General features: G+C 68.3%; 30 protein-coding genes and 2 pseudogenes. 13 read left to right on the top strand and 19 right to left on the bottom strand.

The genetic code is table 11. The features are described 5' to 3' along the window. Nucleotides 1–160 precede the first annotated feature (160 nt). Nucleotides 161–454 (bottom strand): transposase, encoded by a 294-nt coding sequence (locus OHA17_RS38875; protein ID WP_406510469.1) that lies wholly within the window; start codon nt 452–454, stop codon nt 161–163. Between OHA17_RS38875 and OHA17_RS38880 the strand changes: the two genes are divergently transcribed. Beyond that, nucleotides 384–572, top strand: a complete 189-nt coding sequence (locus OHA17_RS38880; RefSeq protein WP_406510470.1) for a zinc-binding dehydrogenase — start codon at nt 384–386, stop codon at nt 570–572. The two genes, OHA17_RS38875 and OHA17_RS38880, sit on opposite strands and share 71 nt — an antisense overlap. On the opposite strand, the gene OHA17_RS38885 is transcribed toward OHA17_RS38880, so the two are convergent. Genes OHA17_RS38885 through OHA17_RS38895 form a run of 3 tightly spaced genes read right to left on the bottom strand, consistent with a single transcriptional unit; the run spans nt 532 to nt 2,449 of the window. Continuing rightward, the gene (locus OHA17_RS38885; protein WP_406510471.1) at nt 532–933 is read right to left on the bottom strand and encodes a hypothetical protein; all 402 of its coding nucleotides are present in this window, start codon (nt 931–933) and stop codon (nt 532–534) included. The two genes, OHA17_RS38880 and OHA17_RS38885, sit on opposite strands and share 41 nt — an antisense overlap. Further along, complete coding sequence (locus OHA17_RS38890) at nt 930–1,919, bottom strand: metallophosphoesterase family protein (protein ID WP_406510472.1); 990 nt, start codon at nt 1,917–1,919, stop codon at nt 930–932. The genes OHA17_RS38885 and OHA17_RS38890 overlap by 4 nt, the downstream gene beginning before the upstream one ends. Then, nucleotides 1,916–2,449, bottom strand: coding sequence for a plastocyanin/azurin family copper-binding protein (locus OHA17_RS38895; protein ID WP_406510473.1), 534 nt, complete (start codon nt 2,447–2,449; stop codon nt 1,916–1,918). The genes OHA17_RS38890 and OHA17_RS38895 overlap by 4 nt, the downstream gene beginning before the upstream one ends. Nucleotides 2,450–2,844: 395 nt before the next feature. Here OHA17_RS38895 and OHA17_RS38900 point away from each other — a divergent pair, with 395 nt between their 5' ends. Next, a complete protein-coding gene (locus tag OHA17_RS38900; RefSeq protein ID WP_406510474.1) occupies nt 2,845–3,297 on the top strand; it encodes a hypothetical protein in 453 nt (150 codons plus the stop codon). Between the two features lie 394 nt (nt 3,298–3,691). Here OHA17_RS38900 and OHA17_RS38905 read toward each other — a convergent pair whose 3' ends face one another. The 7 genes from OHA17_RS38905 to OHA17_RS38935 form a co-directional block, all read right to left on the bottom strand. After that, complete coding sequence (locus OHA17_RS38905) at nt 3,692–4,900, bottom strand: anhydro-N-acetylmuramic acid kinase (protein ID WP_406510933.1); 1,209 nt, start codon at nt 4,898–4,900, stop codon at nt 3,692–3,694. 80 nt (nt 4,901–4,980) lie between these two features. After that, nucleotides 4,981–6,303: an MFS transporter gene (locus OHA17_RS38910; protein WP_406510475.1), complete on the bottom strand. Its 1,323-nt coding sequence runs from the start codon at nt 6,301–6,303 to the stop codon at nt 4,981–4,983. Between the two features lie 412 nt (nt 6,304–6,715). Further along, entirely contained in the window at nt 6,716–8,071 is a 1,356-nt protein-coding gene (locus OHA17_RS38915) for an OFA family MFS transporter (RefSeq protein ID WP_406510476.1), read from the bottom strand. Between the two features lie 146 nt (nt 8,072–8,217). Then, on the bottom strand, nt 8,218–8,592 hold the full coding sequence (locus OHA17_RS38920) for a toxin Doc (RefSeq protein ID WP_406510477.1): 375 nt from the start codon (nt 8,590–8,592) through the stop codon (nt 8,218–8,220). A 3-nt stretch (nt 8,593–8,595) separates the two neighbouring features. Continuing rightward, nucleotides 8,596–8,850, bottom strand: coding sequence for a hypothetical protein (locus OHA17_RS38925; RefSeq protein ID WP_406510478.1), 255 nt, complete (start codon nt 8,848–8,850; stop codon nt 8,596–8,598). 253 nt (nt 8,851–9,103) lie between these two features. Then, nucleotides 9,104–9,850, bottom strand: coding sequence for an SDR family NAD(P)-dependent oxidoreductase (locus OHA17_RS38930; RefSeq protein ID WP_406510479.1), 747 nt, complete (start codon nt 9,848–9,850; stop codon nt 9,104–9,106). Nucleotides 9,851–9,945: 95 nt separating this feature from the next. After that, nucleotides 9,946–10,377: an Rrf2 family transcriptional regulator gene (locus tag OHA17_RS38935; RefSeq protein ID WP_398881928.1), complete on the bottom strand. Its 432-nt coding sequence runs from the start codon at nt 10,375–10,377 to the stop codon at nt 9,946–9,948. Between the two features lie 485 nt (nt 10,378–10,862). Here OHA17_RS38935 and OHA17_RS38940 point away from each other — a divergent pair, with 485 nt between their 5' ends. The 6 genes from OHA17_RS38940 (at nt 10,863) to OHA17_RS38965 (ending at nt 15,627) form a co-directional block, all read left to right on the top strand. After that, the gene (locus OHA17_RS38940) at nt 10,863–11,351 is read left to right on the top strand and encodes an N-acetylmuramoyl-L-alanine amidase (RefSeq protein WP_406510480.1); all 489 of its coding nucleotides are present in this window, start codon (nt 10,863–10,865) and stop codon (nt 11,349–11,351) included. A 465-nt stretch (nt 11,352–11,816) separates the two neighbouring features. Beyond that, nucleotides 11,817–12,671: a hypothetical protein gene (locus OHA17_RS38945; protein WP_406510481.1), complete on the top strand. Its 855-nt coding sequence runs from the start codon at nt 11,817–11,819 to the stop codon at nt 12,669–12,671. A gap of 279 nt (nt 12,672–12,950) precedes the next feature. Further along, nucleotides 12,951–13,139 (top strand): hypothetical protein, encoded by a 189-nt coding sequence (locus OHA17_RS38950; protein WP_053730694.1) that lies wholly within the window; start codon nt 12,951–12,953, stop codon nt 13,137–13,139. Beyond that, nucleotides 13,139–13,747 carry a sigma-70 family RNA polymerase sigma factor gene (locus tag OHA17_RS38955; protein WP_398881932.1) on the top strand — a complete coding sequence of 203 codons (609 nt, stop codon included), beginning with the start codon at nt 13,139–13,141 and terminating at the stop codon, nt 13,745–13,747. The genes OHA17_RS38950 and OHA17_RS38955 overlap by 1 nt, the downstream gene beginning before the upstream one ends. A 7-nt stretch (nt 13,748–13,754) precedes the next feature. Then, a complete protein-coding gene (locus tag OHA17_RS38960) occupies nt 13,755–14,456 on the top strand; it encodes a hypothetical protein (protein WP_406510482.1) in 702 nt (233 codons plus the stop codon). Between the two features lie 427 nt (nt 14,457–14,883). Then, nucleotides 14,884–15,627, top strand: coding sequence for a class I SAM-dependent methyltransferase (locus OHA17_RS38965; protein ID WP_406510483.1), 744 nt, complete (start codon nt 14,884–14,886; stop codon nt 15,625–15,627). Here OHA17_RS38965 and OHA17_RS38970 read toward each other — a convergent pair. Next, the gene (locus tag OHA17_RS38970; RefSeq protein ID WP_406510951.1) at nt 15,613–15,744 is read right to left on the bottom strand and encodes a hypothetical protein; all 132 of its coding nucleotides are present in this window, start codon (nt 15,742–15,744) and stop codon (nt 15,613–15,615) included. The genes OHA17_RS38965 and OHA17_RS38970 overlap by 15 nt on opposite strands. Between OHA17_RS38970 and OHA17_RS38975 the strand changes: the two are divergent. Next, nucleotides 15,682–16,080 (top strand): annotated as a pseudogene (locus OHA17_RS38975) (phosphotransferase); the annotation flags it as partial. The gene OHA17_RS38970 and the pseudogene OHA17_RS38975 overlap by 63 nt on opposite strands. A 14-nt stretch (nt 16,081–16,094) precedes the next feature. Here OHA17_RS38975 and OHA17_RS38980 read toward each other — a convergent pair. Together OHA17_RS38980 and OHA17_RS38985 are read right to left on the bottom strand one after the other, a co-directional pair. Next, complete coding sequence (locus tag OHA17_RS38980) at nt 16,095–16,568, bottom strand: hypothetical protein (protein ID WP_406510952.1); 474 nt, start codon at nt 16,566–16,568, stop codon at nt 16,095–16,097. A 60-nt stretch (nt 16,569–16,628) separates the two neighbouring features. Beyond that, on the bottom strand, nt 16,629–18,200 hold the full coding sequence (locus tag OHA17_RS38985) for a trypsin-like serine peptidase (RefSeq protein WP_406510484.1): 1,572 nt from the start codon (nt 18,198–18,200) through the stop codon (nt 16,629–16,631). 943 nt (nt 18,201–19,143) lie between these two features. Here OHA17_RS38985 and OHA17_RS38990 point away from each other — a divergent pair. After that, the gene (locus OHA17_RS38990) at nt 19,144–19,488 is read left to right on the top strand and encodes a WhiB family transcriptional regulator (protein WP_406510485.1); all 345 of its coding nucleotides are present in this window, start codon (nt 19,144–19,146) and stop codon (nt 19,486–19,488) included. Between the two features lie 117 nt (nt 19,489–19,605). Here the strand turns inward: OHA17_RS38990 and OHA17_RS38995 are convergent. Together OHA17_RS38995 and OHA17_RS39000 are read right to left on the bottom strand one after the other, a co-directional pair. After that, nucleotides 19,606–19,883, bottom strand: a pseudogene (locus OHA17_RS38995) (HU family DNA-binding protein). Between the two features lie 436 nt (nt 19,884–20,319). Next, nucleotides 20,320–20,613 (bottom strand): hypothetical protein, encoded by a 294-nt coding sequence (locus OHA17_RS39000; RefSeq protein WP_406510487.1) that lies wholly within the window; start codon nt 20,611–20,613, stop codon nt 20,320–20,322. A gap of 701 nt (nt 20,614–21,314) precedes the next feature. On the opposite strand from OHA17_RS39000, the gene OHA17_RS39005 reads away from it, so the two are divergent. Beyond that, on the top strand, nt 21,315–21,743 hold the full coding sequence (locus OHA17_RS39005) for a hypothetical protein (RefSeq protein WP_406510488.1): 429 nt from the start codon (nt 21,315–21,317) through the stop codon (nt 21,741–21,743). A gap of 173 nt (nt 21,744–21,916) precedes the next feature. Here OHA17_RS39005 and OHA17_RS39010 read toward each other — a convergent pair whose 3' ends face one another. Continuing rightward, on the bottom strand, nt 21,917–22,258 hold the full coding sequence (locus OHA17_RS39010; RefSeq protein WP_406510489.1) for a hypothetical protein: 342 nt from the start codon (nt 22,256–22,258) through the stop codon (nt 21,917–21,919). 410 nt (nt 22,259–22,668) lie between these two features. Next, nucleotides 22,669–22,818 carry a double zinc ribbon domain-containing protein gene (locus tag OHA17_RS39015; protein ID WP_406510490.1) on the bottom strand — a complete coding sequence of 50 codons (150 nt, stop codon included), beginning with the start codon at nt 22,816–22,818 and terminating at the stop codon, nt 22,669–22,671. A gap of 212 nt (nt 22,819–23,030) precedes the next feature. On the opposite strand from OHA17_RS39015, the gene OHA17_RS39020 reads away from it, so the two are divergent. Further along, entirely contained in the window at nt 23,031–23,276 is a 246-nt protein-coding gene (locus OHA17_RS39020) for a hypothetical protein (protein WP_406510491.1), read from the top strand. Between the two features lie 454 nt (nt 23,277–23,730). Here the strand turns inward: OHA17_RS39020 and OHA17_RS39025 are convergent, their stop codons facing one another. Further along, complete coding sequence (locus tag OHA17_RS39025) at nt 23,731–25,476, bottom strand: DUF4157 domain-containing protein (protein ID WP_406510492.1); 1,746 nt, start codon at nt 25,474–25,476, stop codon at nt 23,731–23,733. Between the two features lie 76 nt (nt 25,477–25,552). Between OHA17_RS39025 and OHA17_RS39030 the strand changes: the two genes are divergently transcribed. After that, nucleotides 25,553–26,047 (top strand): transposase, encoded by a 495-nt coding sequence (locus OHA17_RS39030; protein ID WP_406510493.1) that lies wholly within the window; start codon nt 25,553–25,555, stop codon nt 26,045–26,047. Nucleotides 26,048–26,212 lie beyond the last annotated feature (165 nt).

Raw genomic sequence — 26,212 nt, forward strand, 5'->3', positions numbered from 1 at the left:
CGCCCGCGAAATACCGGGCAGCCTTGCGCAGAATGTCCCGTTCTTCCTTGAGCTCGCGGACCCGCTTGCGCAACGCCGCGACTTCCGCCGAGTCCGGTGTCGGAGCGGCCGACGGGGACGTCGACTGGGCGCCGGAACGGCGTCCGTCGGCGGCCCGTATCTAATTCCGCAGCGTCTCGGTGTTCACTCCGAGATCGGCGGCGACCGACTTGATCGTCGCTCCCGGCCTCGACCGGTACAACGCGACCGCGTCCATCTTGAACTCGGCGGGGAACGCTTCATCCCCACAGGGACTCCGTTCTCCTGGACCATCAAGATCCAAGTCTCTCCGGTGTCCAAACTCCAGGGTCAAGGCCCGGGCCCCGGGGCAGGAGAGTACCGCGGTGGGTCCGGGCGCGAAGGTGCTCGCCGAGCTCGCCGCCCGAATCGCCGATGGGCGCCTTGGGGTGCCCATCGCGAGCGTCTACCCGCTGGCGCAGGTCCGCGAGGCATACACCGGACTCGAACGCCGCCACACCCATGGCAAGATCCTCAGGCCCTGGCTGTCCGCGGGCGTCGCAGGGTGCGGATGAGCGCGGGTGCGAGCAGGAGCAGGGTGGCGGTTTCGACCAGGATGCTGATCAGCGACTGGGGCGACGGTTGCAGGCCGCGTTCGACGAAGCCGAAGACGCCGGTGGTGCGGGAGACGGCGAATCCGCCCAGGGCTCCGGCGGCCGTTCCCGCGGCGGCGAGCCGGATCAGCAGGGAGTCGCCGATCAGCAGCAGAGCGGCGATCGCGAAGGACGCACTGGCCTGAAGGAGGAACATCACGCCGATGACGTGGATGTAGCGGTAGCCGGTGATGTAGAGCTGGGCGTGGATGTATCCGCTGGCCGCCAGGGTGGCGGCGAGTCCGGTACGCAGGACGATGGTCCGGGCGAGTGTGCTCTTCATGCCAGCCTCTCGTCGGTGATGGCCAGGGCGGCGGTGCCCTGCCGGTAGGTCACGCTGCGGATGCCGAGGGCGGATTTGAGCTGCCCGGCGGGCAGGACCTGCGGAGTGGGCGCCGAGCCATGGCCAGGGGCGGGGAGTGGGTAGGCGGTAGTTGTGGCGGAGTGGAAGGTGACGTTGCCTTCGGTCCTGCTGAACAGCTGGTGCACATGGCCGTTGAGGCAGGTCACCGAGGAGAAGCGCTTGAGCAGGGCCAGGACCTGCAGCGCGTCGTCCGTGCTCCAGCCCCACTTCGGGTACATCGCGAACAGCGGGATGTGGCTGAACACCACGATCGGAGTGTCGGACTTGAGCCCTGCGACGTCTCTGCGTACGAAGTTGATCTGGTCGGTGCCGAGGTGTCCGAGCTTCTCCAGGCTCAGGGTGTTGACCAGGGCGATGAAGTGGACGCCGTGGGTGTCGAAGGAGTACCAGCCCTCGCCCGAGGTGCCGGCGCCGAAGCGCTGCCGGTAGGCGCGCCCGGCGTCGCCGACCGAGTCGTGCTCCCCGGGGACGGTGAACACCCGGCCTGTGCGGACGCCGCCGAGCATCTGCTGGACCTGGTCGAACTGGGCCGGGGTGGACAGGTGCGTGAGGTCGCCGGTGTGCATGACGAAGTCGGGGCGGAACCCCAGGGTGTTGATCTGTTCGAGGGCCTGATTGAACGAGCCGGTCACGTCGGCGTTGGCCGGGCCGCCGAAGCCGATGTGGCTGTCGGACACCTGGACGAACCGCAGGGCATTGGCATCCGCCGCAACGGCGGCTGCGGCGGTGCTGTCCTGGTCGTGAGCGATGTGGCTGACGACCTCGCCGCCCGCTGCCGTCAGCACGACGGCGGAGCCGAACCATCCGGCGTGGCGGAGCAGTTGGCGCCGGCTCATGCCGTGCTCGGAGGCAGGTCCGGACTGGTGGGCGGCGGGGTCGGCGGGGCTGTGGGGGGTGTCGGTCACTTGGTCACCGTCACGGTCGCGGTCATGAAGGGGTGGATGGTGCACAGGTAGGCGTAGGTGCCTGGGGTGGTGAATGTGTAGGAGTAGCTCTGCCCCGTGCTGAGGGCCGCGGACTTCAACGGGCCGCCGGTTCCCTGGCTGGTGACGGTGTGGGCGTCGGCGTCCCGGTTGGTCCAGGTGACGGTGGTACCCGCCTGGACGACCAGCGCGGCCGGGGCGAACGCGAAGCCCTTGATGGCGACCGTGTCACCGCCCACCGGCGCCGGGGCGCTGGCGGCGGAGCCGCTCTGGGCGGGAGGGCTCATGGTCATACCCGGCATGGCGGTTGGGGCGGTGAGCGGGCCGGTGGCGGTGGAGCCGGGCGTCCCGGCCAGCGACTGTCCTGGCCCGGGGGACAGCGCGGTCTGCTGCGCGGCCGGGTGGGCGGGGCTTCCGCAGGCGGCCAGCAGCATGCTCGTGCCCAGGCCTGCAAGGCTCAGGACGGCTGGTTTCAGCATGCGGGACGTGCGGCGGTGAACGTGCAGATTCATGACTCTCGTCTCTTCATCTGGGCGGGGCGCCCAGGGCCGGGCAACGACCGGCGTCCCGCGAACTCACATTGGAGATAGGGGGCGGGGTTACACCGCAGAACACATCGGGGCACCGCAGAGACCGCAGCACTGGCACGGTGTAACCCGGGGCGCTATGGCTATTGGCATCGTGGAAGGCGCCCCGGGCGCGCTCACCTGCGTCGCCCCCACCCATGGGGAGTCACCCTCACTCTGCGCCCGCTGGACGGAAGCCTGCCCAAGCCCGTCAAGCTGTTCCCCACCCAGCCCTCCGCCTCCCTGCGCATCCAACGGACCACCCTGGTACGCGCCGTGAGGAAGGCGGCAGCGTTCATCAAGGCCAAGGGCGCCGACCGTTACACGGCCGGAGTGTTCGGGTGGAAGGACCGCTCGCTCACCTTCCCCCGCGCATCGGGGACGTCGACCAGCAGGCCCGTGTACGCGGAGTGGAGGTCCCCGTGGTGTTCACGTACGGCACCGCGGAGACGCTGAAGGACCGCCCGTCGGTGTTCAACCCGCCCTTCCTGCTGGACGCACTCGACTCCTTCACCGGCGACAGCCTGACCCTCCACCTGCCGCCGACCGACGACAAGAAGACCACGGGCCCGATGCTCCTCACGGACGGCCCAGAGATGGCCGGGCAGGGCTGTGAATGTGCGAGGTGGTGGCAGTGGTTGGTTCTGGGGCGCGGCGTGCGCTGGTGGCTATGGCGAAGAGCCGACTGTCGAGCGTGGGGCGTAACCGAACCGCTTACGTTCCACAGCAGGGCCTTGCCGTCCGCCACGCCCGCTGCCAGCCGGTGGCCGTCCGTGGAGAAGGCCACCGCGTAGATCCGGGAGCCGGATACCAGTAGCCGCGTCACCTCGGCCGGATGGCCAATTTCGCTGACGTTGATCAGCCGGACCGCGTTGTCGGTCCGGTGGACGGCGGCCAGGCTTCGGTTGTCGAGGCTGGGCAAACCGCCGGTCAGCGGGTGGGACGGGAACGGGGACGGCAGTCCCGGCGTGAGGGCGCCCGCCGCAAGGTGCTCGGGGCCGGGCAAGGCAGGGTCTCGCAGTGGCAGGCAAGGAGGTACAGCTGCTAGCCAAGATCAAGGTGGGCCGGGCAGGGCCCGGGGTCGGGGTGGGCGCGCTCCCTGTCGAACTCCCGCTCATTCCTGGGGGTGTTGTGATGGCGCTGGAGGCCGGACGAGGCGCACGTGGCCCCAGCGGGATCGGGCCGCGTCTAGGGGCGGACAATCAGCTCGGTGGGTGGTGACGTCGGCGGCTGCGGTAGCCCGCGGCCTGGTCTGCCGGGGGTGATCGAGCCGAGGACGCTGGGGTGGCGCGCGCCGGTACAGGTGGGGATCGTTCCCGGGAGGCTGTGAGAGGTGAGCCAGCCGAGCACCGCGAAGGCGTAGGCCTCCTTCGCGCCCGACGGCAGTCCGAGCTCGTCCGAGGTTCGCAGCACGCTGGGGCCGGCGTCCTCGTGCCGGGCCATTTCCTCCGCCAGCCACCGCATCAGCACCGGGTTGCGGGTTCCGCCGCCCGAAGAGATCACCTCTGTGGCGCCGAAGGGCCGGAGGGCGTCGGCGACGGTCCGTGCGGTGAGCCGGGTCACCGTGGCGAGGACGTCCTCGACGGGCACCGGCCCGCACGCAGCCAGCGCGGTGCGCAGATAGGGCCAGTGGAACAGTTCCTTGCCCGTCGTCTTGGGGGTGGGCAGCGCGTAGTACGGCTCGTCCAGCAGCCGGTGAAGCAGTGGCTGGTGGACGCTGCCCCGTGCGGCGAGCGCGCCGCCGGTGTCCATGGAGGGGGCCGAGCCTGAGGCGTCGGGTCGCGCCAGCTCTCTTGCGGCCGCGTCGATGAGCGCGTTGGCGGGGCCGGTGTCGAAGGCGAGCGGCGAGCCGGCCGCTCCCTGCGGCACCACCGTCACGTTTGCGATACCACCCAGGTTGAGCGCGACGGGCACGCCTGGACGGCCGCGCAGCCACAGGACGTCGACGATGCTCACCAGAGGCGCGCCCTGACCCCCGGCTGCCACGTCCCTGGTCCGGAAGCCGGATACGACGGGACGGCCCGTCGCCTCGGCGATCCAGGCCGGTTCGCCGATCTGGAGGGTTCCGTGCACCCGGCCGGCCTCGGCCCAGTGGTAGACGGTCTGCCCGTGCGACGCGATCAAGTCGGCCCGCCCGTCGCACAGTTCGGCGTCGGCCCGGACGGCCAGCGCGGCGAACTCCTGCCCGATGCGCGTATCGAGCCTGCACACCGTGGCCAGGTCGGTGCCGGCGGGTGGGAGCGACCGGGCCAGTTCCGCGCGGAGTTCGTCTCCGTACGGTGTGCTGATCGTGCCCAGCGGGGTGAGGACCAGTGTGCTGCCTTCCAGGGCCACGTCGGCTGCGGCGGCGTCGATGGCGTCGTACGAGGTTCCGGACATCAGGCCGATCACCCGCAGGGCGTTCGTCCGGGGTCTGTCCGGGCGCGAGTCGGCTGTATGCGGGGCCTTGGCCGGGGGGCCTTTGTCGTGCCGGGCGTTCACCGCAGGCTCCTTCGGTGGGCGTCTCCGCTCAGTGTGAGCAGCGCGGCGAGGCTCACCGTGCAGGCTGCCGCGGCGTAGTACGCGGGGATGTCCGCGTCCCCGGTCCGCTCGATGGCCTCGGTGATGATCAGGCCGGCGCATCCGGAGAACACGGCGTTGGAGAGGGCGTATGCCAGCCCGAGTCCCGTGTAGCGCACGGTGGTTGGGAACATCTCGGCCAGCATCGCCGGCCCGGGCCCGGCCATCAGGCCGACCGCGGCGCCCGCGACCAGGAGCAGGGCCCCCTTCACGTACGAGGGTGTGCCCGGGTCCTGTACCAGGTTGAGCAGCGGCAGCGCGAACACGGCGACCAGCAGCGCACCGGCCAGCATCACCGGTCGTCGTCCGATCCTGTCGCTCAGCTCGCCGGAGGGCAGGATCGTGGCCGCGAAGCCGACGTTCGCCAGCACGGTGGCGAGCAGCGCCTGCTGGAACGAGACGTTCGCGGTGTGCTGGAGGTAGGAGGGCAGGACCACCAGGAAGGTGTATCCGGCGGCCGACCACCCCGTCAGCCGTCCGATGCCCAGCGCGATCGCTTTGACTGTTTCTCCAATGGGTGGATGCCTCAGAGTTTCGCTCTCCTTCGTCACGGCAGAGGCTGCGAAGGCGGGCGTTTCGTCCAGGTGGAGACGCAGCCACAGGGCGCCGACTCCCAGTGGCAGCGTGAGCAGGAACGGCAGTCGCCATCCCCATCCGTCCAGTTGCGCGGTGGTCAGCACCGTCGCCAGAAGCGCCGTGGTGCCGGCGCCCGCGAGCAGACCGATCGACACGGTGAATGACTGCCACGCCCCGTAGCGTCCCCGGTGCCCCGGCGGCGCGAACTCCGTCATGACCGCCACGGCGCCCCCGAACTCCCCACCTGCCGACAGCCCTTGGACGACACGCAGCACCGTGAGCAGCCAGGGTGCGGCGGCGCCGACGGACGCGTACGTCGGCAGCGCGCCGATGAGGGTCGTGGCGCCGGTCATCAGGCAGATGACCAGGACGAGCACGGGCCGGCGGCCCATTCGGTCGCCGAGCCTTCCGAACACGGCGGCCCCGACGGGCCGGAAGAAGAACGCGAGCGCGAAGGACGCGTACGTCCTGACGAGGCCTTCGGTCTCACTGCCTCCCTCGGGCGTGAAGAACCGTGCGGCGATGACGGTGGTGAGATAGCCGTAGACGCCGAACTCGTACCACTCGATGAAGTTGCCGACGGATCCCGCAAGCAGTGCGCGGTGGGGTCCGGGTGGCCGGGCCGCGCCGGGAGACCGGACCGGAGCGGGGTCGGGTGGGGTCATGGAGCCAAGCGTGCTGACCGAGGCCGGGCTCCACAAGCCCCGTCCGCCATCTGCCGGAGACCAGGGCCCCGCCATATGCGCCGGGCGGTAACCAGATGCGCCCGGGGGCAGCGTGCGCAGCGTCATGCGGATGGGGATCACCGGTCCGGCCGTATGCAGCCTGCAGCGTGCTCAGGGCGTCCTCGTAGAGTCGGCTTCGGTGTCGATGTGAATCGCAACATTCCTCCCCGGTGGCCCAGTTGGGAGGCTCACCGGCTGAAGGGCCCGACGAGGGGCGATCGCACGGGTGGTGGGGTTGTTCAAGATCCGGTGAACAGCTGCTTGAGCTTGAGCCCCAGTTCGTACATGCCGTACGCGAACGGCACACCGGCCCACAGCCAGGCGACGGCGAACAGGGCCTTTTGGCGGACCGTCATGACAGCGCTCCCTTCTCCGGGGCGAGGAGCGTCGACTCGCCTTCGGCGGACGGGGATTCGTGGTGGCGCGGGTGGACGGGGCGTACCAGTTCATTGGCCGCGAAACCCACCGCGAGGAGCCCGATCATGATGAAGAAGGAGGTGCTGTAGAGGTCCGGTCCGGTGCGTCCGGCATTCTTCTGCGCGTCGGCGATGGCGTTGACGATCAGCGGGCCGAGGACGCCCGCGATGGACCAGGCCGTGAGCAGCCGGCCGTGGATCGCACCGACCTGGTAGGTGCCGAAGAGGTCCTTGAGGTAGGCGGGGATCGTGGCGAAGCCGCCACCGTAGAAGGAGAGGATGACGGCGGCGCAGACGATGAACAGTGGCTTCGAGGCGTTGCCGGTGAGCGCGATGAGCAGGTACATCAGCGCTCCGATGCCGAGGTAGCCGCGGTAGACGTTCTTGCGGCCGAGGACGTCGGAGGCCGAGGACCACAGGATGCGGCCGAGCATGTTGGCGAGCGAGAGCAGACCGACGAAGCCCGCGGCGGCGGCCGCCGCGACTGGTGACGCCGTACCGGCGAAGAAGTCCCCGATCATCGGCGCGGCCTTCTCCAGGATGCCGATTCCGGCGGTCACGTTCATACAGAGCACCACCCACAGGCACCAGAACTGCGGGGTGCGCACGGCGTTGCGGGCGGAGACCTGGCCGGTGGCGGCCGGGGCCGCGTTCGCCGGTGGGGAGGGGGGCCGCCAGCCGTCCGGGGGCAGCCGCACCAGGAGTATGCCGAGCGTCATGAAGACCGCGTAGCCGGCCCCCATCACGAGGAAGGTCCGTGCGATGCCCGCGGAGTCCGAGCCGAAGGAGGAGAGCAGCTGGGTGGAGAGGGGCGCTGCGATGAGGGCGCCGCCGCCGAAGCCCATGATGGCGATGCCGGTGGCCATGCCCGGCCGGTCGGGGAACCATTTGATGAGGGTGGAGACCGGCGAGATGTAGCCGATGCCGAGTCCGATGCCGCCGATGAAGCCGTAGCCGAGGACCACGAGCCAGTACTGGCGGGTGGCGGCGCCGAGCGCGGCGACCAGGAACCCGGAGGAGAAGCAGACCGCCGAGACGGCCATCGCCCACCGGGGCCCGTTGCGCTCCACGAGGGTTCCGCCGAAGGCCGCGGAGAGGCCGAGCATGACGATGGCCAGCTGGAACGGCAGGGCGGACGCGGTGCCCGACAGGTCGAGCGAGGACTCAAGGGGCGGTTTGAAGACGCTCCAGGCGTACGCCTGGCCGATGGCGAGGTGGATGGAGAGCGCGGCGGGCGGCACGAGCCAGCGGCTCCACCCCCGTGGGGACGGCGTGCGCGAGCGGGCGAGCATGTCGCGGACCGTACAGCAGACCGGCAACTCCCGGAAGACCGCTGGCCGTTGGCGGAACAGGCACATCGCATACGCAGACCCAGGCCTCGACGGCGAAGACCTGTGCCCGCTCCCGCTGGAGCCGACGATGCTGACGAGCAGCGTGGTCACAAACGCCAGCGGCGGATCTTCTCGGCGCAGGTGAACACGTCGGCTCCCGCGCGTACGTCCCGGGCGAGGTCGATGAAGCCGCCGTACGGCTCGGCGAGCCCTTCGCCGGAGGCCTGCATGTAGGAGATCGCGATGAGCGCCGCGAAGGTCGGGTTGCGTGCGGGCAGCGGCCGCACGCTGACGATCTCGTGGAAGAGCGCCGCCGCGCGCCACGAGGCATCGGGCAGGTAGCCGAGCCGTGGAGTGTTGACCTTGTGGCGTGCCACCGCGGAGACCAGGCTGGAGAAGTCACTGACGTCCAGGGCCTTGGGGAGGAACGCGGCCTGCTGCTCCAGCAGCCACGCCACGTCGATGTAGAGCTCGGGCGGCACCGGTCAGGCGGCCTTCGTGCCGGAGCGGTCGGGGGCATCGGGTTCCTCGTCGGGGAACGCGGCCGCGAACTCCTCGACCAGGCTCGATTTCTGCAGTTCACGGAAGCGGGCCGCTGCCAGCTCCAGACGCGGATCGCGCTCGGCGACCTCCGTGAGCAGTGCGGTGACCGTGGTCTTCTCCGCCTCGGCACGCAGCTTGAGCCGCTCCGCGGTCTCCGGGCTCACCCGGATGGTGATCTTTTCCGTCTTCTCACCCATACCCCCAACGTACAGCACTTGCCATACGCGCAGGAGGGGATCGGCGAACGGCACCAGCCGCCGCGCGTTCCCCGAACCCTCGGCTGTCCGGGAGGGAAGATGGGCCGGCTCCCGATCGAGGACGCCCAATGCCCGTGCCCGGCGCCGCCAGGCCGACGCTTCCCACGTGGCCTCACTGCGCCGGGACCCGAGCCGGGCGAGTGGGGAAGACGCCGTGAAGACCGTGCCCCCAGTCGTTGGGCGTGGTTCCGGTCTAGAGCTGGGTGGCGCCGCCGTCGACGAACAGTTCGGCGCCGGTGGTGAAGGAACTCTGGTCCCCGGCGAGATAGAGGGCGGTGGCGGCGACCTCGTCGGGGTGTCCGGTGCGGCCGAGCGGGGTCGGCGCGGCGGACTCGGTGGCCTGATCGCCTTGCCGGATTGCGGCCCGCAGCTCGTCGGCGCCGGGGGTGGTGACGGGGCCGGGAGTGAGGGCGTTGACGCGGATGCCGCGGCCGGCGAGTTCGGCGGCCCAGGTGCGGGCGAGGCTGCGGATCGCGGCCTTTGTTGCGGCGTAGACACCCAGGCCCGGGGTGGCGCGCAGGGCTGCGCTGGAGGAGAACAGGATCACCGAGGCGCCGGACGACAGCAGCGGCAGCGCCTTTTGGACGGTGAAGATGGTGCCCTTGAGGTTGATGGAGGTGGTGCGGTCGACCTCTTCCTCGGTGATCTTGCCGAGCGGGCCGAAGTCGCCGACGCCGGCGTTGGCCATGACGATGTCGAGACAGCCGCTGCGCTCGGTGATCTCGGCGAAGAGCCGGTCGAGGTCGTCGAGTTGCGACACGTCGCCCTGGATACCGATGCCGCGGCTGCCGACCTGCTCGACGGCGGCCTCCAGCTCGGCCTTGCGGCGGCCGGTGAGATAGACGGTGGCTCCTTCGGCGGCGAATCGGCGGGCGATGGCCAGGCCGATGCCGGTGGAGGCCCCGGTTACCAGGGCGGTCTTGTTGTCCAGCTGTCCCATGAGATCCTCCCGGATCATTCTTGACGTAACAATGTTTGTTACATTTTTGGGCGCGGGAAGCGCCGTTTCGCAGCCGGGGAGGCCGTCGGTCGACGCTAGGTGGTTTTCAGTACGTCGTGCAGTACGTCCTCGAGCGTGGTCTTCGCCAGCTCCTTGCGGAGGGTGGCTTCGACCCCGTCATAGACGGCCGCCATGGCTGGCCCGATGCCGTGGCCCACAACGCACTCGGGGTCGGGCGTGGCGCGGTGCAGGGCGAAGATCGGCCCCGACTCCACCGCTTCGTAGACATCGAGCAGGGTGATCGCCGACAGGTCCCGTGACAGCATCCAGCCGGCGCCGGCACCCCTGCGCGAGTCGGTCAGCCCGGCCGTGCGCAGCTGGGCCAGCAGGCGACGGATCACCACGGGATTCGTATTGACGCTCGTTGCGATCTGCTCGGAAGTGGCGACCTCGTGGCCGCGGCGCTGATACAGGCCGATCCAGGTCAGGGCGTGTGCGGCAACGGTCAGTCTGCTGTTGGCGCTCATGTCCTCACCTCACCTCCGGCCGTGTAGTAACTGTATTGGTTACGACAGCGTTGGGCAAGCCTTTCGAGGGGGGGCAAAGCCCCGAACCCCTCAACATACAGATCAGGAAACGGACTTTGGCCCCCGCCGTCGACCGTAGGCCAGCCTCAACCCTCGTATTCGACCGAGCTGTCATCTCTTCATCACATTGCCATGAAGCGGTCATCACATTCGCGGGTCACGTTGGACGGCATGTCCACCCCCTGCAACAGCCTTGCACCCCTCGGCACACCGTCGCGGAGCCACCCGTGACACGGATGCATCGCCGACCGACCCGGCGCGGCGTATTCATCCTCGGGGGAGGTCTGCTCCTCGCTCCTGCATCGGCGAGCGTCCTCTTCTGGGAGGGACCGCCGGCGCAACAGACCCCAGCCTCTGCGGAGACCGACGTTGCCAAGCGGCCCGTCTCCGGGTTGACCGGTCCCGCCTCCCCACCCCTCGGATGGATGCCCGGCATCATCCAGAAGCCGATTAAAGAGAACTTCAGCCGAGGCGGGCGGACGAGCCAACTGGGTCTGGTCCTGCACGTACAGGAGGGTGAAGGGTCGTTGTTCGAGCGGTTCTCCGACCCCGCGACACGGTCTTCAGCCCATTTCTGGGTGTCGCAAGCGGGCGAGATCGAGCAGTACGTATCGGTCCAGGACCAGGCCTGGACGCAGAGCGCGGGCAACGCCGAATGGGTGTCGATAGAGACCTCGGGCTTTGCCGGCAAACCGCTCACCACGGCGCAGGTCGATGCCGTCGCCCGCGTCTACGCGTGGGGCGCCCGCGAGCACAGCTGGCCGCTCGAGGTGACCGACTCCTCGAAGGGGCGGGGCCTGGGCACCCATGCCATGGGCGGAGCCCCCTGGGGCGGACACGCATGCCCAGGGACGATACGGGCGGGGCAGCGCGAGGCGGTCATCAGCCGCGTACGGCAGTCTCACGGGATCTGACGACCTGTGCCGCTCGAGAAGTCATCAGGGCGTAGTGCTGCGCAAGGGGACGGCGGCTACTACGGGATTGTGGTTGGTCTCGGTGGGCGTACACCTCGGACCGGGCCTGTGGGTTGACTATGTGGCCGGGGTCGGTGTGCTGGGCGGTGTGTCGCTCTACGCATATCTGGCGATCGGCCTGGGGACGCAGAACCTCTTGGTACGTAGCCGGTCCACCGCGCTGTGAACGAGGCCTGACACGACGTGGCCAACTGGCTCAACCTTGGCTTCCAACAGTGGTGTGCGCATAACCTGCATCCTGGTCGATCCGCACCGCCAAGGGCGGCGGTCACAGTGAAGCTAAGCGGTCTTGGATATTTGTGTGCGGCTTGGGGGAGCAGCCGTCCGGCGGTTGGGTGGGGCAATGCCCGTGGTGGCGTCGTTCTCTTCTCCGGCGTGTCCGGACGGAGTCCTGTCAGGCACCTCATGATCGACCCACAACAGCGGTTTCATGACTCACTCGATGTCCTGGACGCCGCCTTCGCGCCGCTCTCCGAGCCATCGGTTCCCGTGGGCGGCTGCACCCACTGCTACACCGATGCGGATCTCGAAGCCTTGGCCGGTCCCGTGCACCAGGTGCCTGATGAGCTGATCTTCTCCGTCGCGCATGAGACGCCCGACCACTGGGACGACTTCCCTGGCCTGTACCGTCGGCTGACGCCCCGGATCGTACGTCTCCTGACCGCCGGCCGGTTCGACCACGCGATGATCGCCTCCCGGCTCCTCGCCGCCGGCTGGGGCGCCTGGCCCGCACCGGAGCGAATAGCCGTGGAGAGGGTACGGCATGCCTGGTGGCGTTCAGCTCTGCACGCCCACCCGAGCACCGGACACATCACCCACGTACTGGAAACGCTCTCGGTCACCGCGGGCACCCTCGCCCCCTGGCTGGCCGCGTGGGCCGAAACTCGCACCGAGGCGTCAGACCTGCACCTGAGCGATGCGCTCGACCACTGGCTCTGCGAGGGCGAACTCGCCGATCTCCGCCTCGGCTTCTACGACGAACTGCACGCCACACCCGAGCTGCTGCCCTGGCTCCTGCCCTTGGAAGTCGGCTGCATCGGCGCCGTTCACGCTGGGGGCGTGGCGGCGAGCGTGTTGGCCGTCGGCGGATGGCTGGCAGACCGAAGGGCCGCGCACCGGATCATGGCCGGTCAGCTAGTACTCGTGGACATCGGTCCGCCGCGCCGCCTGAGGTCGCGGCCTGGCCAGCTCCAGGTGCGTGATCTGGGTCACGTTCCGGGTTCGGTCGACAGTTGGGCACTTTGCGCAAAGTCTGGTTGACCGTTGGCCTTGTTTTGTCGCTGCCCAGGTCGCGGGCGGTGGCGGGGCGGGCGGGGCAGGGTGGCGCGTCGTGGTGAAGTCAACTGCGAACGACCGTACGGGATTTGCTGTAACCGGAATGCTACCGTCCGTTAAAAAGTCAATGTCAGGGCTCTGCACGTTTCGGGGGACCCACCCGATTATCTGTTCCCAGGAGCAACGAGGCTCCAGGCACAGCGGGCTCTGCGGGGATGGCAATTCAACGCGGTGCTGACCGAAGGCGAAGGGCCTTGAACCATCGTGAACTACGACGTTGCCAGCTTCCTGCTGGCCTCGGCGGCCGCGGCGCGTGCGTATGCGCCGGATGCGCGGTCGGCACTGCGGCGCCTGCTCGGCGCCGGAGTCCGCGTAGGAGCAGCGACTCTGATCGAACGTCAGACACCGGTGGCCCGCCCCGGTGCCGCCCCGCTGGACGAGGGGGAGCGGTGATGACCGAGCCGCCGCAGGACCCCGCGGAATACGCGACGCGTGAGCCGAGTGAGGCCATGCCGCCCGCGTTCTGGGCGTTCCACGCCCGTTACCACCGGCCCTACCTGGAGTACGCGCGCATCCATCTGGGCGATGACGAAGCCGCGCACGACCTGGTTGACGGAACGTTTATCTACCTGGCCGTGGTGTGGGGCGCGGCGACGGAGCAGGAGAACATCAGCTCCTACGCCTGGGTGCTGCTGAAAGAACGAGTGTGGGCCGAGCTGGCGATGAAGGGCCGGGACCCGGCTGCGGCCGAGACGCTGGCATTCGCCCGCGCCGTATGTGCGGCCACCGACCCGATCCTGGACAGCTTCCGCGCGCAGTTCCGTCAGCAGATCACGGAACTGGAGGAGACCATGGGCCTGTTTGCCGCGATGGCGCGGCTTCCGGAGCGCCAGTTCGATGTCATTGTCCTTCAGTTCGCCCTGGACTTCGACACCAAGACCACCGCTCTGGTGATGGGGATCCGCGAGGCCACGGTCCGCTCCATCCGCCGTACCGCCAAGCGCCGGCTCGCTGCCGAGCTGGGGCTGGGCGTCGACGAGGACACCGACGATGAGGAGTGATGGGCAGATGCGGCGAGAGCGCAGCATCGAGGAAGCCCTGGCCCGGGCACGGGTCTTCGAGGGGGAGTACACCAGCCAGGACCGGGAGGCATCCCGGCGCCGGATCACCCAGGAACTGGGGGAGTTCCGGTGGATGCAAGTGCTGGCGAGCCCGGGCACCGTCCGGGTACGGCACGCCCCGTCAGCACTGCACGAGCGGGCGGCCCGAGACCTGCGGACCCTGAGCCAGGGCATCATCCTCGACGAGGACGCCGCCCGGCGCATCGCCCGCTTCGACACCGCGCGCGACCCAGGCGGGGCCCTGGCCTTCGCCTGCCTGCTCGTCCTCGCCGACAAGGAAGAAGGAGCCCAGTTCTGGTGGCAGTTCGCTGCCGGGGCCGGCAACGCCACCAGCGCCCTGTGCCTCTACCTGCTCCACCTGCGGCGCGGCGAGCTGCGCGACGCTCAGTACTGGGCTCGGCAGCTCGCCCTGCTGCAGAGCGAGCCGTGCCAGTACATGCCCGTGCCGCACGAGGTCGTCACCGGCACCGAATCCCCGATGAGCGTCACCGTCCACTACGAGCTGCCCACCGACAACCACGCGTTACTCGAAACTGCGGTCAAGGACGCTGTCGAAGAGCTCGACATTGCTCAACTCGACGACTTCGGCCCCATTCCGCAGCCCGGGCCCGACCTGGCCGACCAGTGGGCTGAACTCGTGGCCTCCTGACCAGTCGGCCCGGAGATCCGGCGACAGCCAAGGGGAGATGCCGAACGGCCAGCCGATCAGGCACGGGCCGCATCGGAGGTCTCCCCTTCGGCATGCCCCCGGGGGGGGGAGGGGGGGGGAGGGGCGGGATCAGCTGTCGTTGATGTGGTCGAAGCCGCGGAGGACGGGGTCCAGTTCCTGCGTTATCTCGCTTCCTTTGCCTGTTATTGACCCGGCTTGCGAGGGTGTCGTCCTCGCAGGCCAGGTCCACAGCCGAAGAGCTTCAGGAAGCAACAGGGCGTGAGCAGCGATGGGCGGTCACGGCAGCGACTTCGAGCGTGAGCAGCTGGGGTGTAGGACATCGCAGTGAGATGGATGGAAGGCGGTCAGGCGGCGGCCGGTGCGTGGGGGCCTGTCCGGCGGATCACGTGATTACTAGGCTGCGACGATGCAGTCTGCAGATCGGGACCAGACGAACGACTACGACAGCTTCGCCGCAACGTATTCAGCGGAGAACGAGAACAGCCTCGTAAACGCGTACTACGAGCGGCCCGCAATGGTGGCCCTGGCGGGAGACGTAACGGGCCGTCGGATCCTGGACGCCGGCTGCGGCTCGGGCCTCCTGTCTTCTGCCCTACGCGACCACGGTGCCGTCGTCACTGGCATCGACGTCAGCGCCGGGATGCTGGCGCTGGCGAGGCGGCGGCTCGGCGACGACATGGCCCTGCACATGGTCGACCTGTGCGACCCGCTGCCGTTCGAGGACGGCGTGTTCGACGACGTGGTCGCGTCGCTGGTGCTGCACTACCTGGAGGACTGGGCGCCGACGCTGGCCGAGTTGCGGCGGGTACTCCGGCCCGGCGGCCGGCTGATCGCGTCGGTGAGCCACCCTTTCACGGCGTACGCGCACCGGGATCCCCGACCCGACTACCACGCCACCACCAGCTATACCTTCGACTGGACTCTCAACGGGCAGTCAGTCCCGATGGAGTTGTGGCGCAGGCCGTTGCACGCGATGACCGACGCCTTCGCCGACGCCGGCTTCCGTCTTTCCGCCATCAGCGAGCCGCAGCCCGACCCGGCCGCCCGCGACCTGTTCCCGGACGGCTTCCAGGACCTGTCGACCAACCCCAACTTCCTGTTCTTCGTCGTCGAGGTACCGCCGTCGGCCACCGGCTCAGACATCCACTAGCCAGTCGCGGATCACGAGCGAAGCCACAATCCTGCCCCAGTAGTGTGGCTTCGCATGGCCGACGCCGAGATCGAGATCACCGCGGACCTGGTCCGCGACCTGCTGCAGGAACAGCATCCAGACCTCGCAGGGCTGGCCATCCGCGAGGTGGCGGGTGGGTGGGGCAACCAAATGTGGCGCCTCGGGGACGAGTTGGCTGTGCGCATGCAGTGCATGGACCCCACCCCGGAGCTCCAGCTCAAGGAGCGGCGGTGGCTACCCGTGCTGGCCCCGCGCCTGCCGCTCCCGGTGCCGACCCCGGTGCGGTTCGGCGAACCGTCCGAGCGCTTCCCCAAGCACTGGACCATCATGACGTGGGTCCCCGGCCAGCCACTGGACCACACCTCGATCAACCGCGGCGACCACGCGGCCGACACCCTTGCGGGCTTCCTCACATTGGCCTTGCACGCCGAGGGGTGTCCTCGTTGTCACCACGGCCGCTTGGTGACGGTCTCCACCGCGCCGTTGATGACGTACACCCATCCCTCGTCGTGGAACTTCTCGTCCCGCCACGTGGTGAATGCGTGCGCGACTCGGTCCGCGCTCTTCTTCGTCTCCGCGTCCACGTTGGGTGCTTCGAGGTGGGGGTCGTAGTCCGTGAGGACGTTCGCCTCCCTGTCGCCGCCCGGGCAGTCGCGGAGCTTGGCGTCCTTGACGTGCTCGGTCAGCTCGGTAGCCCCCGACAGCTTCAAGTAGTCGCGGAACTCCGCCAGTACCGACTTCCAGGAGCCGGCCTCGCTCGGCTTCGTCTCATCGCAGGTACCGGGCCCTCCGGAGGGCTGCGGCTGCGCTGTCGCCGAGCGGGAATGGGCCGGGTGACCGCCATTGCCGCTGTCACAGGCGGCCAGCGTCACCAGACACACGAGAGTGACGCCCGGCAGAGTGAGCCTTCGGCTGTGCATGACTGTCCAATCAGAACGTGGGCCACGGTGCCCGGACGTTTCGCCCGGGCACCGTGTGCGCTACTTCTTGGGGGTGACGAGCGGGTTGTCCTTGCCCGGGCCCTTCTCGTCGCCGTCGGTGTAGAGGGACAGCTCGCCGTCCGTCCAGCGGATGATGGTGTCGTCCGCGTACGGGTTGTCGGAGAAGTCACCTCCAGTCACCAGGACTGCATGGGTCAACAGCTCATTCGGGGCGTACCACTTGTTCTCCCTCCATGTGCCTCCACCGTCGAAGTCCGCGTAGTTGGTCACTTCGCCGTCCGACCAGCGCACGATCAGGTCCCAGCCGTCGTTGCCCGTGTAGTCCCCGGATCCGATCTCGACCGCGTGCTTCCAAGTCTCCGCCCGGGGGGTCTTGGGCGTCACGGCGATGATCTGTCGGCCGAGTGCCGTTCCTGTGTTCTGGTAGATGGTTACCTCGCCGTCGGTCCAGCGGACCACGAGGTCGTCCGCCTTGTCGTTGCCGCCGAAGCGGCCGACCGTCATCGCGGCGGCGTGCTTCCAGGTGTCGTCCGGCTCCGGCTTGTGCAGCTGTACCTCGCCGTGGAAGCCCTTCTCGTCCACGGACGGGTACAGCGTCACCTCGCCGTCGGTCCAGCGCACGATCAGGTCGGAGCCGCTGTCCCCGGTGAAGTCGCCGGCGACCACCTGTACGGCGTGGTCCGCCCAGAACTTGTTGGGCCCCTGGACCTTGAACTCCTTGTCGAAGAAGTTCTCGCGCTGACTCGCGCCCCGGTAGATCGTCAGCTCGCCGTCGGTCCACAGCACGAACATGTCCATGCGGTCGTCCTCGACCGCTCCGGCGAGTGTGAAGTAGCCGTTGGCGATGTCCTTGGCATGCTTCCACATCTCTGCGTCCGGCAGCACGTTCGACGGCGGCTGGGTGCCGGCCACGGCGGCGTCGAAGACCCGCTTCACATTGTTGTCGAAGTACGAGGAGTACGAGGTGTTGGGGCTGTGGCCCCCGGTCTCGAAACCACCAGTGACGCCTGCGAGCCCGCGCTTGCCTCCACCGGTGTCGATCAGGAACGGGCCGCCGGGAGTACCGGACACATAGCCGTCGCAGTCGACCTGGGCGAACGAACCGCCCTTCCAGACCTTGCCCTTGTCCGTCTTGTCACCTGTCGTGAACTTCTTCATTGTCGTGATGCAGTCCAGCGGGTCCTGCTTGGGCTTGTAGCCGTGCATGCCCGGCAGCCGGGGGTAGCCGATCACCCGGGTGCCCGGGTGGTCGAACCCGGCGTTCAGGGCCAGCGGAATCGAGCCCACCACGTCTTCGAGTCGCTTGCCGTCGGAGCGCGGCTCGGCTTTCAGGAACGCGAAGTCGAGATCGGTGTACTTGTGGTCGCCATCCGGCTCCGCATACTTCGCGTCCATGAAGATCTGCTCGGCACGGACCACGAACTTGCCGTGTGGTGCGGGATCCTGCGGCCGGTGCTGCGGTACGAACACGAGGTTGGACTTGGGCTCAGTACCGTCGAAGCAGTGCGCTGCCGTGGAGACGATGTCCTTGCCCGGCGATGCCACCACGGTGCCGGTACAGAACCGGTAGTCCGCGTCCGTCTCGAAGAAGAAGGTACCGACCTGACGCACTTCCTCGGACGAACCCTTTTTGGCTGCAGGGGAGTTCTGTGCAGCCTTCACACTTTGTCCCTGCACCGGCTTCGCCTGAGCCATCCGCTCGGGGGTCCAGAAGTCCTCGATCGCCTTGAGGGCCGGATCGCGGTCGTCGGTACTCGGGGCTGGGCTCGGTGATCCCCCCCCCGGGGCCGGCAGCGCCGTTACGGCGAATGCCGGCGCCACGCCGGATATGACCGCTGCGACGCCTAGAGCTACGGCAGGCAGGACATGTCTCGCAAACATGCGCGGAAAGTTCCCAACTTGCTTTGAGGCCGTCCCTGTTGGCGGACTCCGCTCAGACCCGGGACGGGGTCTCGGCCCAGCACGAAGGCGCTGTCCAGCCGCAGACGGCCGCACGGAAATGCATCCAGTCCCCCCATAGGAATGGTCAAGAGATTGCATTGTCAGTGCAAAGCATCGGATCGAGCCTCGGACTGTACAGGAGGTCTTTGGTCTAGTCCAAGGCTTGGTTTTTGTCGCAATTAACCGGGAACGCCGTCAATGCCAGGCTTCTCATCAAGGAAGCAGCAACGTCGGCTTGGGGCCCTTGCCCAAACGCTGGAAGCGTGATCACGTTGACGTGCACCTATGCCTCCGGTTCGCCGCCACACCCTCCACATGGAGGGCAGACACACACCCACGTCACACAGGGCAGGTGGCGCCTACCGCAGCCCTTCTGACACGGCTCTTGAGCCTGTCTCATTCTGCGCAGTTGGAGTGAGTGAAGGGGCTGCTCAGGTGGGTGTGCCAGGCTGGGGACGCGCCTCTGGTGTCCTGGGCCGGGCGCCGGTCGGACACGATGTCTGGACGCGGCGGCACGATCCTGCTGGCAGAGCAAGTGACGCGGGCCGTCCTGATCGGGCCGTCCGGAATACGGGGGAGCCGGGCAGCGGGAGATGACGAAGGGGAGGGGTTCGTGAACGCATTACCCGACTGGAGGACCCGTGCCGCCTGCGGGGGCGCCGACTTGGAGGAGTTGTTCGGTGAGGCGGCGCAGCAGCACCGTGCCAAGGCGGTGTGCGAAGGATGTGCAGGGCAGTTGGAGTGCCTGGTCGAGGCACTGGACCACCGGATCGAGTTCGGAGTCTGGGGCGGGATGACCGACCGCGAGCGCCGCGCCCTGCTGCGGCGCCGGCCGACGGTCACGTCCTGGAGGAGCCTGCTGGAGACAGCCCGTAGCGAGCACCAGCGCAAGCCCGCCCCGCCGGCACCCCATACCGGTGATCGTCTGCCGGACGTCCCGCTCACCGGCACGGGCTGAGGGGACCGCGACCTTTGACCGGCCGCGGAACGCAGGTACCAACCCTCGCGAAGGGCCAGAACGCCACGATCACTGTGCGAGACGACCATGCCAATCGCAGCTCGCGACGGTTGCCTGCTATCCCTTGGCGGCTTCCTTGAGCTTCGAGCCCGCGGAGACCTTCACGCTGTAGCCGGCCGGGATGTTGATCGGGTCGCCGGTCTGCGGGTGACGAGCGGTACGAGCGGCACGGTGGGTGCGCTCGAAGGTCAGGAAGCCGGGGATGGTGACCTCTCGTCGCCCTTGGCGACAATGTCGCCGACGGTCTCGGCGAGAGCGGCCAGCACGGCGTCGGCGTCCTTGCGGGTCACCTCGGCGCGGTGGGCCAGCGTGGTCACCAGGTCGCTGCGGTTCATGTTCCTACTCCCGTGTTCGTCGCGCCCACCGTGGGCGTGAGTGTCGTCTACGACGCCGATGCTGTCAGGTCCCGCTGACGAGAGCCGCGGTGGATAGTCGTACAGCGGGTCGCTGTGACCGACCGGGAATGAAGGAGTCCGTCGGACGCAGATCCAGCAGGAGAGGCGATGCCTTCGCTCAACTGCCCGGCTCGCCAGGTCAATGGCTTGATCGGGGAACTCGGCAAGGCCGTCCGGGGCCGGCGGCGCGGTGAACACCTCCGAAGTGGCCCATGCCTGGGCAACACCGTGCAGCGCAACGCGAACAGCGATCACCGCCGAACCTTCCGCAATCTGGCGGCCAACTGCGGGAGGTTTTCACCTCGGAGTCGCTCCGGGGGGGCACCGGCTTCGATGCCCCGGCTGGTGGCTGGGGCATCGAAGCCGATGGTGACTGTTACTTGCTGAAGGCGGTGTTGTTGCAGCCCATGCTGGAGCCCATGGAGGTCTGCTGCGAGCTCGGGTTGCCTTCGCCGTTGAGTCCGTTGCCCAGCAGGCCGTTGAGGATGCCGACCTGGCCGAGGACGTTGAGGTTCAGGTCGTGCGACCTGCAGGTGGTGCTCTGTCCGATGTTGAAGTGGTCGCCGCGCTTCCCGTGGCCCCCGTCGTGTGCCTGGGCTGTGCCGGTGGCCAGCATTCCGAGGCTGCCGAGGGCAGCGACCAGCACGGCGGCCTTGCGAAGCTTGTGCATGTCATCTCCGATGGAGAGAAGTGGAGTCGATCTGCAGCAGATCGACTTCGTGTAGTTGCAGAGGTAATACGACGCATCCCTCAAGCACCTGGCGGCGCGCCGAATTCGGGGAATTCTCACCGCCTTGGTCGGCGCGCCGGGCAGCCGGCCGGGCCGGAATCGGCGGTGAACCACGGCACGGGGAGGGCGCATGGCAAGTGCGGCCGTCGGATTCTGCAGGGCCAACCAGACAACGGGCCGTCAGATCATCGCCGTTGTCACCCGGTCCGGCTACCTTCACAAAAGGTCTGGGCCGCTGGGCAAACCCGGATGCTTCACCTGCCCTCGCGACGTGACACGCTTTCCGGCGGCCCCGCAACAGCCACCCGGTGCAGGAGGCCGGGGTGTCGGCGGCAGCGTCAGCAGGATCACCGGCGGGGGAGAGCGCGTCCTGTCCGGCTGCTCCCATCGCAGGAAGGCTTTGGCGAAGAAGAACTGCCCCGGTTGCCAGGCCCTGCGCCTGGAGGCATCGAAGCCCGGCGCGCCCCTCGCTGATTTCCTGGTCCGTGTGGCGCTGCACGAACGGTCGGCAGAGTGCCGCGAGCCGGTCCCCGCGCGAAAGAGACCGAAAGCGTAGGGCTGATTGCGAACGTGATGGCCAGCCTCACCTGCAGGGCAAGAAATACCAGGTCAGTGCCGCCTTCACCTGCCATTCTGTATCCGTGGGAACCATCGGGCCTGACGACGAGCACGTGGCGGCGATCAGGGACGCTGATTCCGTTTCATGGTCGGTAAGGGCCGCAGCAGGGCGGCGCCTTGCAGCATCAGCAGAGCTCGCGGGCTTCACCCACGTCCTTCATCGTCTCCTCCTCGACAACCAGGACACAGGAGTGATCGAGGAAACTGCCGAGGCGCTGCTGGCACGAGGGAATTCCAGCGGACTGCGCACTGTGCCCGCACTCGCTTGCGCGGCGTCGACCGATGCCTTGGACGAGCTCAGCGCGGCAGTGGACTGCAACCCCAGGTGGATGACCGTGGAACGCACGGCACGTCTCGTCAAGCAGCTTCAGGAACTGGTCGTCGATGACGACGAGGGAGTCCGGAACGAAGCCCTGCGACTCCTAGATCCGATTGCCCAGCGCCGGAAGTAGCTGCCAACTTCGCTCTTTACGGAACTCCGGTCAGAACCACTTACAACGAGCCCCATCAGGGACGCTCTACTTCAGGGCGACGCAGGGGCTGGTGGTGGCGCCGTAGTTGAACTCCGCGCAGACCTGTGTCCCGGCCGGCATGACGGGCCCGGTGTGGCCGTGGCCGCGGAGCCCTAGGTGATCTCCGTCCAGGACTGGACGCTCGTGCCGCGGCGCCGGGCCCCGCCCACGCGGGCTTGGTCGCCGGGTGCCCGGTACCACCAGCGGGCCAGGTTGTTGGTGTTCGCGGGGCTGCACGTGGCGTAAATCCAGCTCACGGCGCGTTGTAGGGATCCGGTGCGGCGCCAGGAGGTGACGACCAGTCCGTACGCGCACGCGATGCCGCCCTCGGGCCGGCAGGTGTTGGCGCGCTGGTCGACGGAGGAGTCGGTGGAGGCCGGCGCCGCAGCGAAGGCGAGGGCGACAACAGCCAGCGCGCCGGCCAGCAACGCGCGCATCGTGGGGCATGTCGGCATGGAGCCCTCCTGGATCGCTGGTGCTGGTGAGCTCACCCGTCTTGGGGCGGGGAAGCATCGAAGGCAGGCGATGGCTCGCACAGGACGACGGAGACGGGTCGAGGTCTTACGGGTTGGCCAATGTCGTTCAGCGGCCGAGTTGTTGGCGGCAGGCGCTTACGACGGACGGGGCGATGCCGGTGTCCTGCGCCCACGAGCAGGCGGCGCCGGGGTTGTAGCGGGGGCGGTCCCGGTGAGGGTGGGTGCGGGTGCGGCGTGCCAGGGGGGTCGGTGCATACCCCTGTGGGCGCCCCCGGACACCGCAGGTCTCCAGCAGGCGGGCCAGTCACCGGCAGGGGTGGCGGGATGGACGGCCGACGGCCTGGAGTCTTTTGGCGGCAAGGCCGGGCGGAAGCGGCCGGGGCGGTATGTCAGCGCCTGGCGCCGCAGGATGGGCAGAAGGTCGAGTTGTCCGGCACCACGGCCTGGCAGGAGGCGCAGTGCGCTTGCAGGGCGAGGCGGTGCCCACAGGTTGCGCAGAACGGCGCGCCGCGTGTTTCGGCCTGGCATTGCGGGCACACCAGCGGCCGTGGGGTCGTAGTCCTTGCCCTGCACTTGCCCTTGGGCGTACGCCTGCTGCGAGGCCATGTCGTTGATGCCCCGCCTGCGGGCAGCCTCGGCCTCCGCTGCTGTGTCGGGAGCGCAGTTCAGGCACAGGCCGTGCTCTGGGTTCCAGCAGCGGTCGCACACGTAACTGCTGCACCGTCCGCAGCGGTTGAAGTGTCCGCGCGCCGTGTCGACCGCCCGCTGGAAGGCGGCTTCGCGGGTGCCGCCCCAGCTGGCGCCGGCGAGCCCGTCAGCGGCGCTCGACATGCCGCTGCCGGCCCGCCCGCCGATCACGCTCCACGCCGCGGTCACCCCCCTGGACAGCCAGCTCGCCATGCGGCCCGCGGTGAAGTTCTCGAACGGCGATCGCCAGGTGTCGAAACAGCGTGAGCAGTGGAACTCGAACTGGAAGCCGGCTCCGGTGCCGTGCTGATCGCACAGGTCCCGGTAGTTGTTGGAGAAGTAGATTTCGGAACTCATGGTGCTCGCCCCCGAGTGGTCGCGACCGGACCCGCTGTGAGATGCGAGGCGGGTGGCCCCGGTTTCACCGGAACCGCCCGCCCTCGGGGATCTGACAGCGGACGTCCAAATGGTGGCAGAACAGGGCAAGTTCGGCCACGGAACGTACGGGTTCCATGCAAGGTCCCACACCGCCGGGCCAGTGCCCCGGAGGGCCCCCGGCCCCCTCCTCTTCACAGCCAGACCGGCTCGTGTGGCAGGCCAGGGCGTGGAGGCGGAGCCGGGAAGCCAGCAAGGAGTGCAGCGAGCCCGCCCAGGCCGAGCTACGCGAGGCCAAGTCCCAAGCGAGGCGGGGGTTTACGGCCGCGTAAGGGTCGGCCGTAGCCTGGAAGGCTACGGCCGGGGTGGCTCTGCTGCGGTGGTGCCGGTTATGCCAGGATTTGAACCCAGGGGTTCATGAGCTGGTAGGGCGTGCCTGCGGGAATATTGAGGCCTGGCATCTTCCCGGTGATGATTCCTGCTGCCTGGGCCGCGTCTTGGGTGCCGGACGGAATGAAGTGCGAGCGTCCGTTTGCCTGGGCAAGGCCCCAGTACTGATAGTGCGTCAAAGTCAGGTAAACGCGCTTCTGGATGTAGTCGAGTACGACCTTGGTGTTGTGCTCGAAGTTGGATCCGGTGCCAGTGTATTCGGCAAAGCCACGGGGAAAACCTGCGGCAGTTTGGATCGCGGATCCTGTGCCTGATTGAGAGTGGTCGTTGTAGTGGTCGTGGAGGGCGAGGCTTTCTGCCGGGACCTGGTCGCTGAATTGGGTGGCTCCTGTGCGGTGGTCGGCACCGTGGGAGGGGAGTCGGCCTGTGTCGTCCTGGTGCCAGCTCCGCAGTGTGCCGGGCTCATTGGGGGTGGCATCCTGTCTGGCCAGCTGATTTGGTGTCCGCTCGTCGATCAGGGCGCCGCTCTCGAGTTGGAATCGGACGTCGAAGATCAAGTTTATGAGGGGCCTGGGCAGGAGTCGCTTGGCTTGGTCCCAGGTGAGCTGCTTGAGCGGATCATTCCCTACACGGCCGACCGTCTCCGTGGCGTCCTGGGCGTGCTGCCCGAGCCCTTGCCCGAACTGGTCCCACATCGCTTCGTCGTTCGCCCATGGATCTCTGACGCCGAGAGACTGATGCTTATACCCCCCTTGCGGGTCTACGTGGTACCGGGTGTTTTTGTTGGCGCGGTATTCTGCGGGGACGTCCCGTTCCATCACGCTGTTGACTTCCGCGATCAGGAGGTCGAGCTCGGCGACACCGTTTCCTTGAGAGCTGATTACCGCCTCGAATCTCGCCTTCAGGGAAGCATCGCCATCTTTCGAGTACTGGGCTGCCATTCGATAATCGTCGAAGACGGCTACCTTGAGGTACTCCATGACTTGCGGACGAGTGAGAGCGTCCTTGTTCTCGAGGCCTTTGGCTTGCGCGTAGCCGTCAGCGGTGACCTTGATCGTGCGTTGCACCGCCGCCGCGTCGGGCACCGGCCCACTCGACGCCTGACGGCCGGTTCCCGTACTCGACGTTGACGCGGCCGGCCGCTGAACCCCGGCCGTCGACATCACCCGGGTCGCGTTGGCTTCGGCTTCACGCTCGAACCGGTCGGACGGGTCCGAGACCTTGAGCCCGGCTCCGTTGTCGGTTCCGGCCACGGAGCCTTGGCGCTGCTGGATCACGTGGGTCAGTTCATGGGCGAGGGTGTGCTTGTCACCGCCTCCATCACCGATCACCACGTGACTGCCAGAGGTGTAGGCACGTGCCCCGACTTCGGCCGCGGATGCCTTGGCCGCGCTGTCCGTGTGGATGCGGACAGCGGAGAAGTCCGCCCCGAGACGGCTTTCCATGTCGGTGCGGGTGGCGTCGTCCAAGGGGCGGCCGCCCGATCGGAGAACGTCATGCACGGCAGACCGCTGCACCTGGGGCTGCTCGGTCTGTTGGTGTCCACAGCCGGCACTGTGCTGGTGCCGGCCCTGGGCCCACTCGTGGCCGGTCTGGCGCAGCATCTGCACGACGGCTGCGTTACCGGCACTCGCCTGAAGCGCTATGAGGCCCAAGGGTAAGCCGCCTCCCGGAGTCTGGGTCTTGGCGGGCGAGCGGAGACGCTGCTTGCTGTCAGAGGTCGGGGCTTGTTCGTTGGCGTGCATCGGGTCCTTTCGAGGCTGCGGACGCGCAGCCAGACGGGGCTCGCTGATCCTTTCAGAGGGTGGCAACGCGTAGCCAATGCAGGCACAGCCGTTGTTCTGTGACAACTCCGGCTGCACCAGGGTGACGTTCGCCGAGCAGGTCGAGGGGCTGACCTTCTTCTACAGCCGCCGGACACCGTTGCTGCGAACCCTGCTGGAGGCAGTCGGGGTCGCGCTCGCAGGGCGGGCCCGGGGCAGACTCACCGACGTACTGTCCGCTCCGGTCGACCGGTCGGTGCTGCTGCGGCTGGTGATGGCCCTGCCCGACCCGCCCGCCGCCACGCCGCGGGTGCTGGGGGTGGACGACTTCGCGACCCGCAAAGGACAGGTCTACGGAACGCTGCTGGTCGACACGGAGACGCACGTGCCGATCGACATGCTCCAAGGCCGTGAAGCCGGACCTCTGGCCCGCTGGCTGACCGCACACCCCGGGGTGGAGATCATCTGCCGGGACAGGTCCGGGTCCTACAGCGAAGCGGCCCGCACCGCAGCTCCGGACGAGACCCAGGTCGCGGACAAGTGGCACATTTGAAACAACCTCGGCAAGGCGACCGAGCATTGTGTGACTGTCCATCGCCGCTGTCTGCCCCCATGGCCCCCGGAGTTGGGGCCAGCGCAGGCCGACGTCCGTGACGGTGAAGAGGCATTCCCCGCCGCGCACCAGCGCGCCGCGGAACTCGCCCGCACCCGCTGGCAC

The sequence above is a fragment of the Streptomyces sp. NBC_00212 genome (assembly GCF_045206365.1).
Lineage (GTDB): Bacteria > Actinomycetota > Actinomycetes > Streptomycetales > Streptomycetaceae > Streptomyces.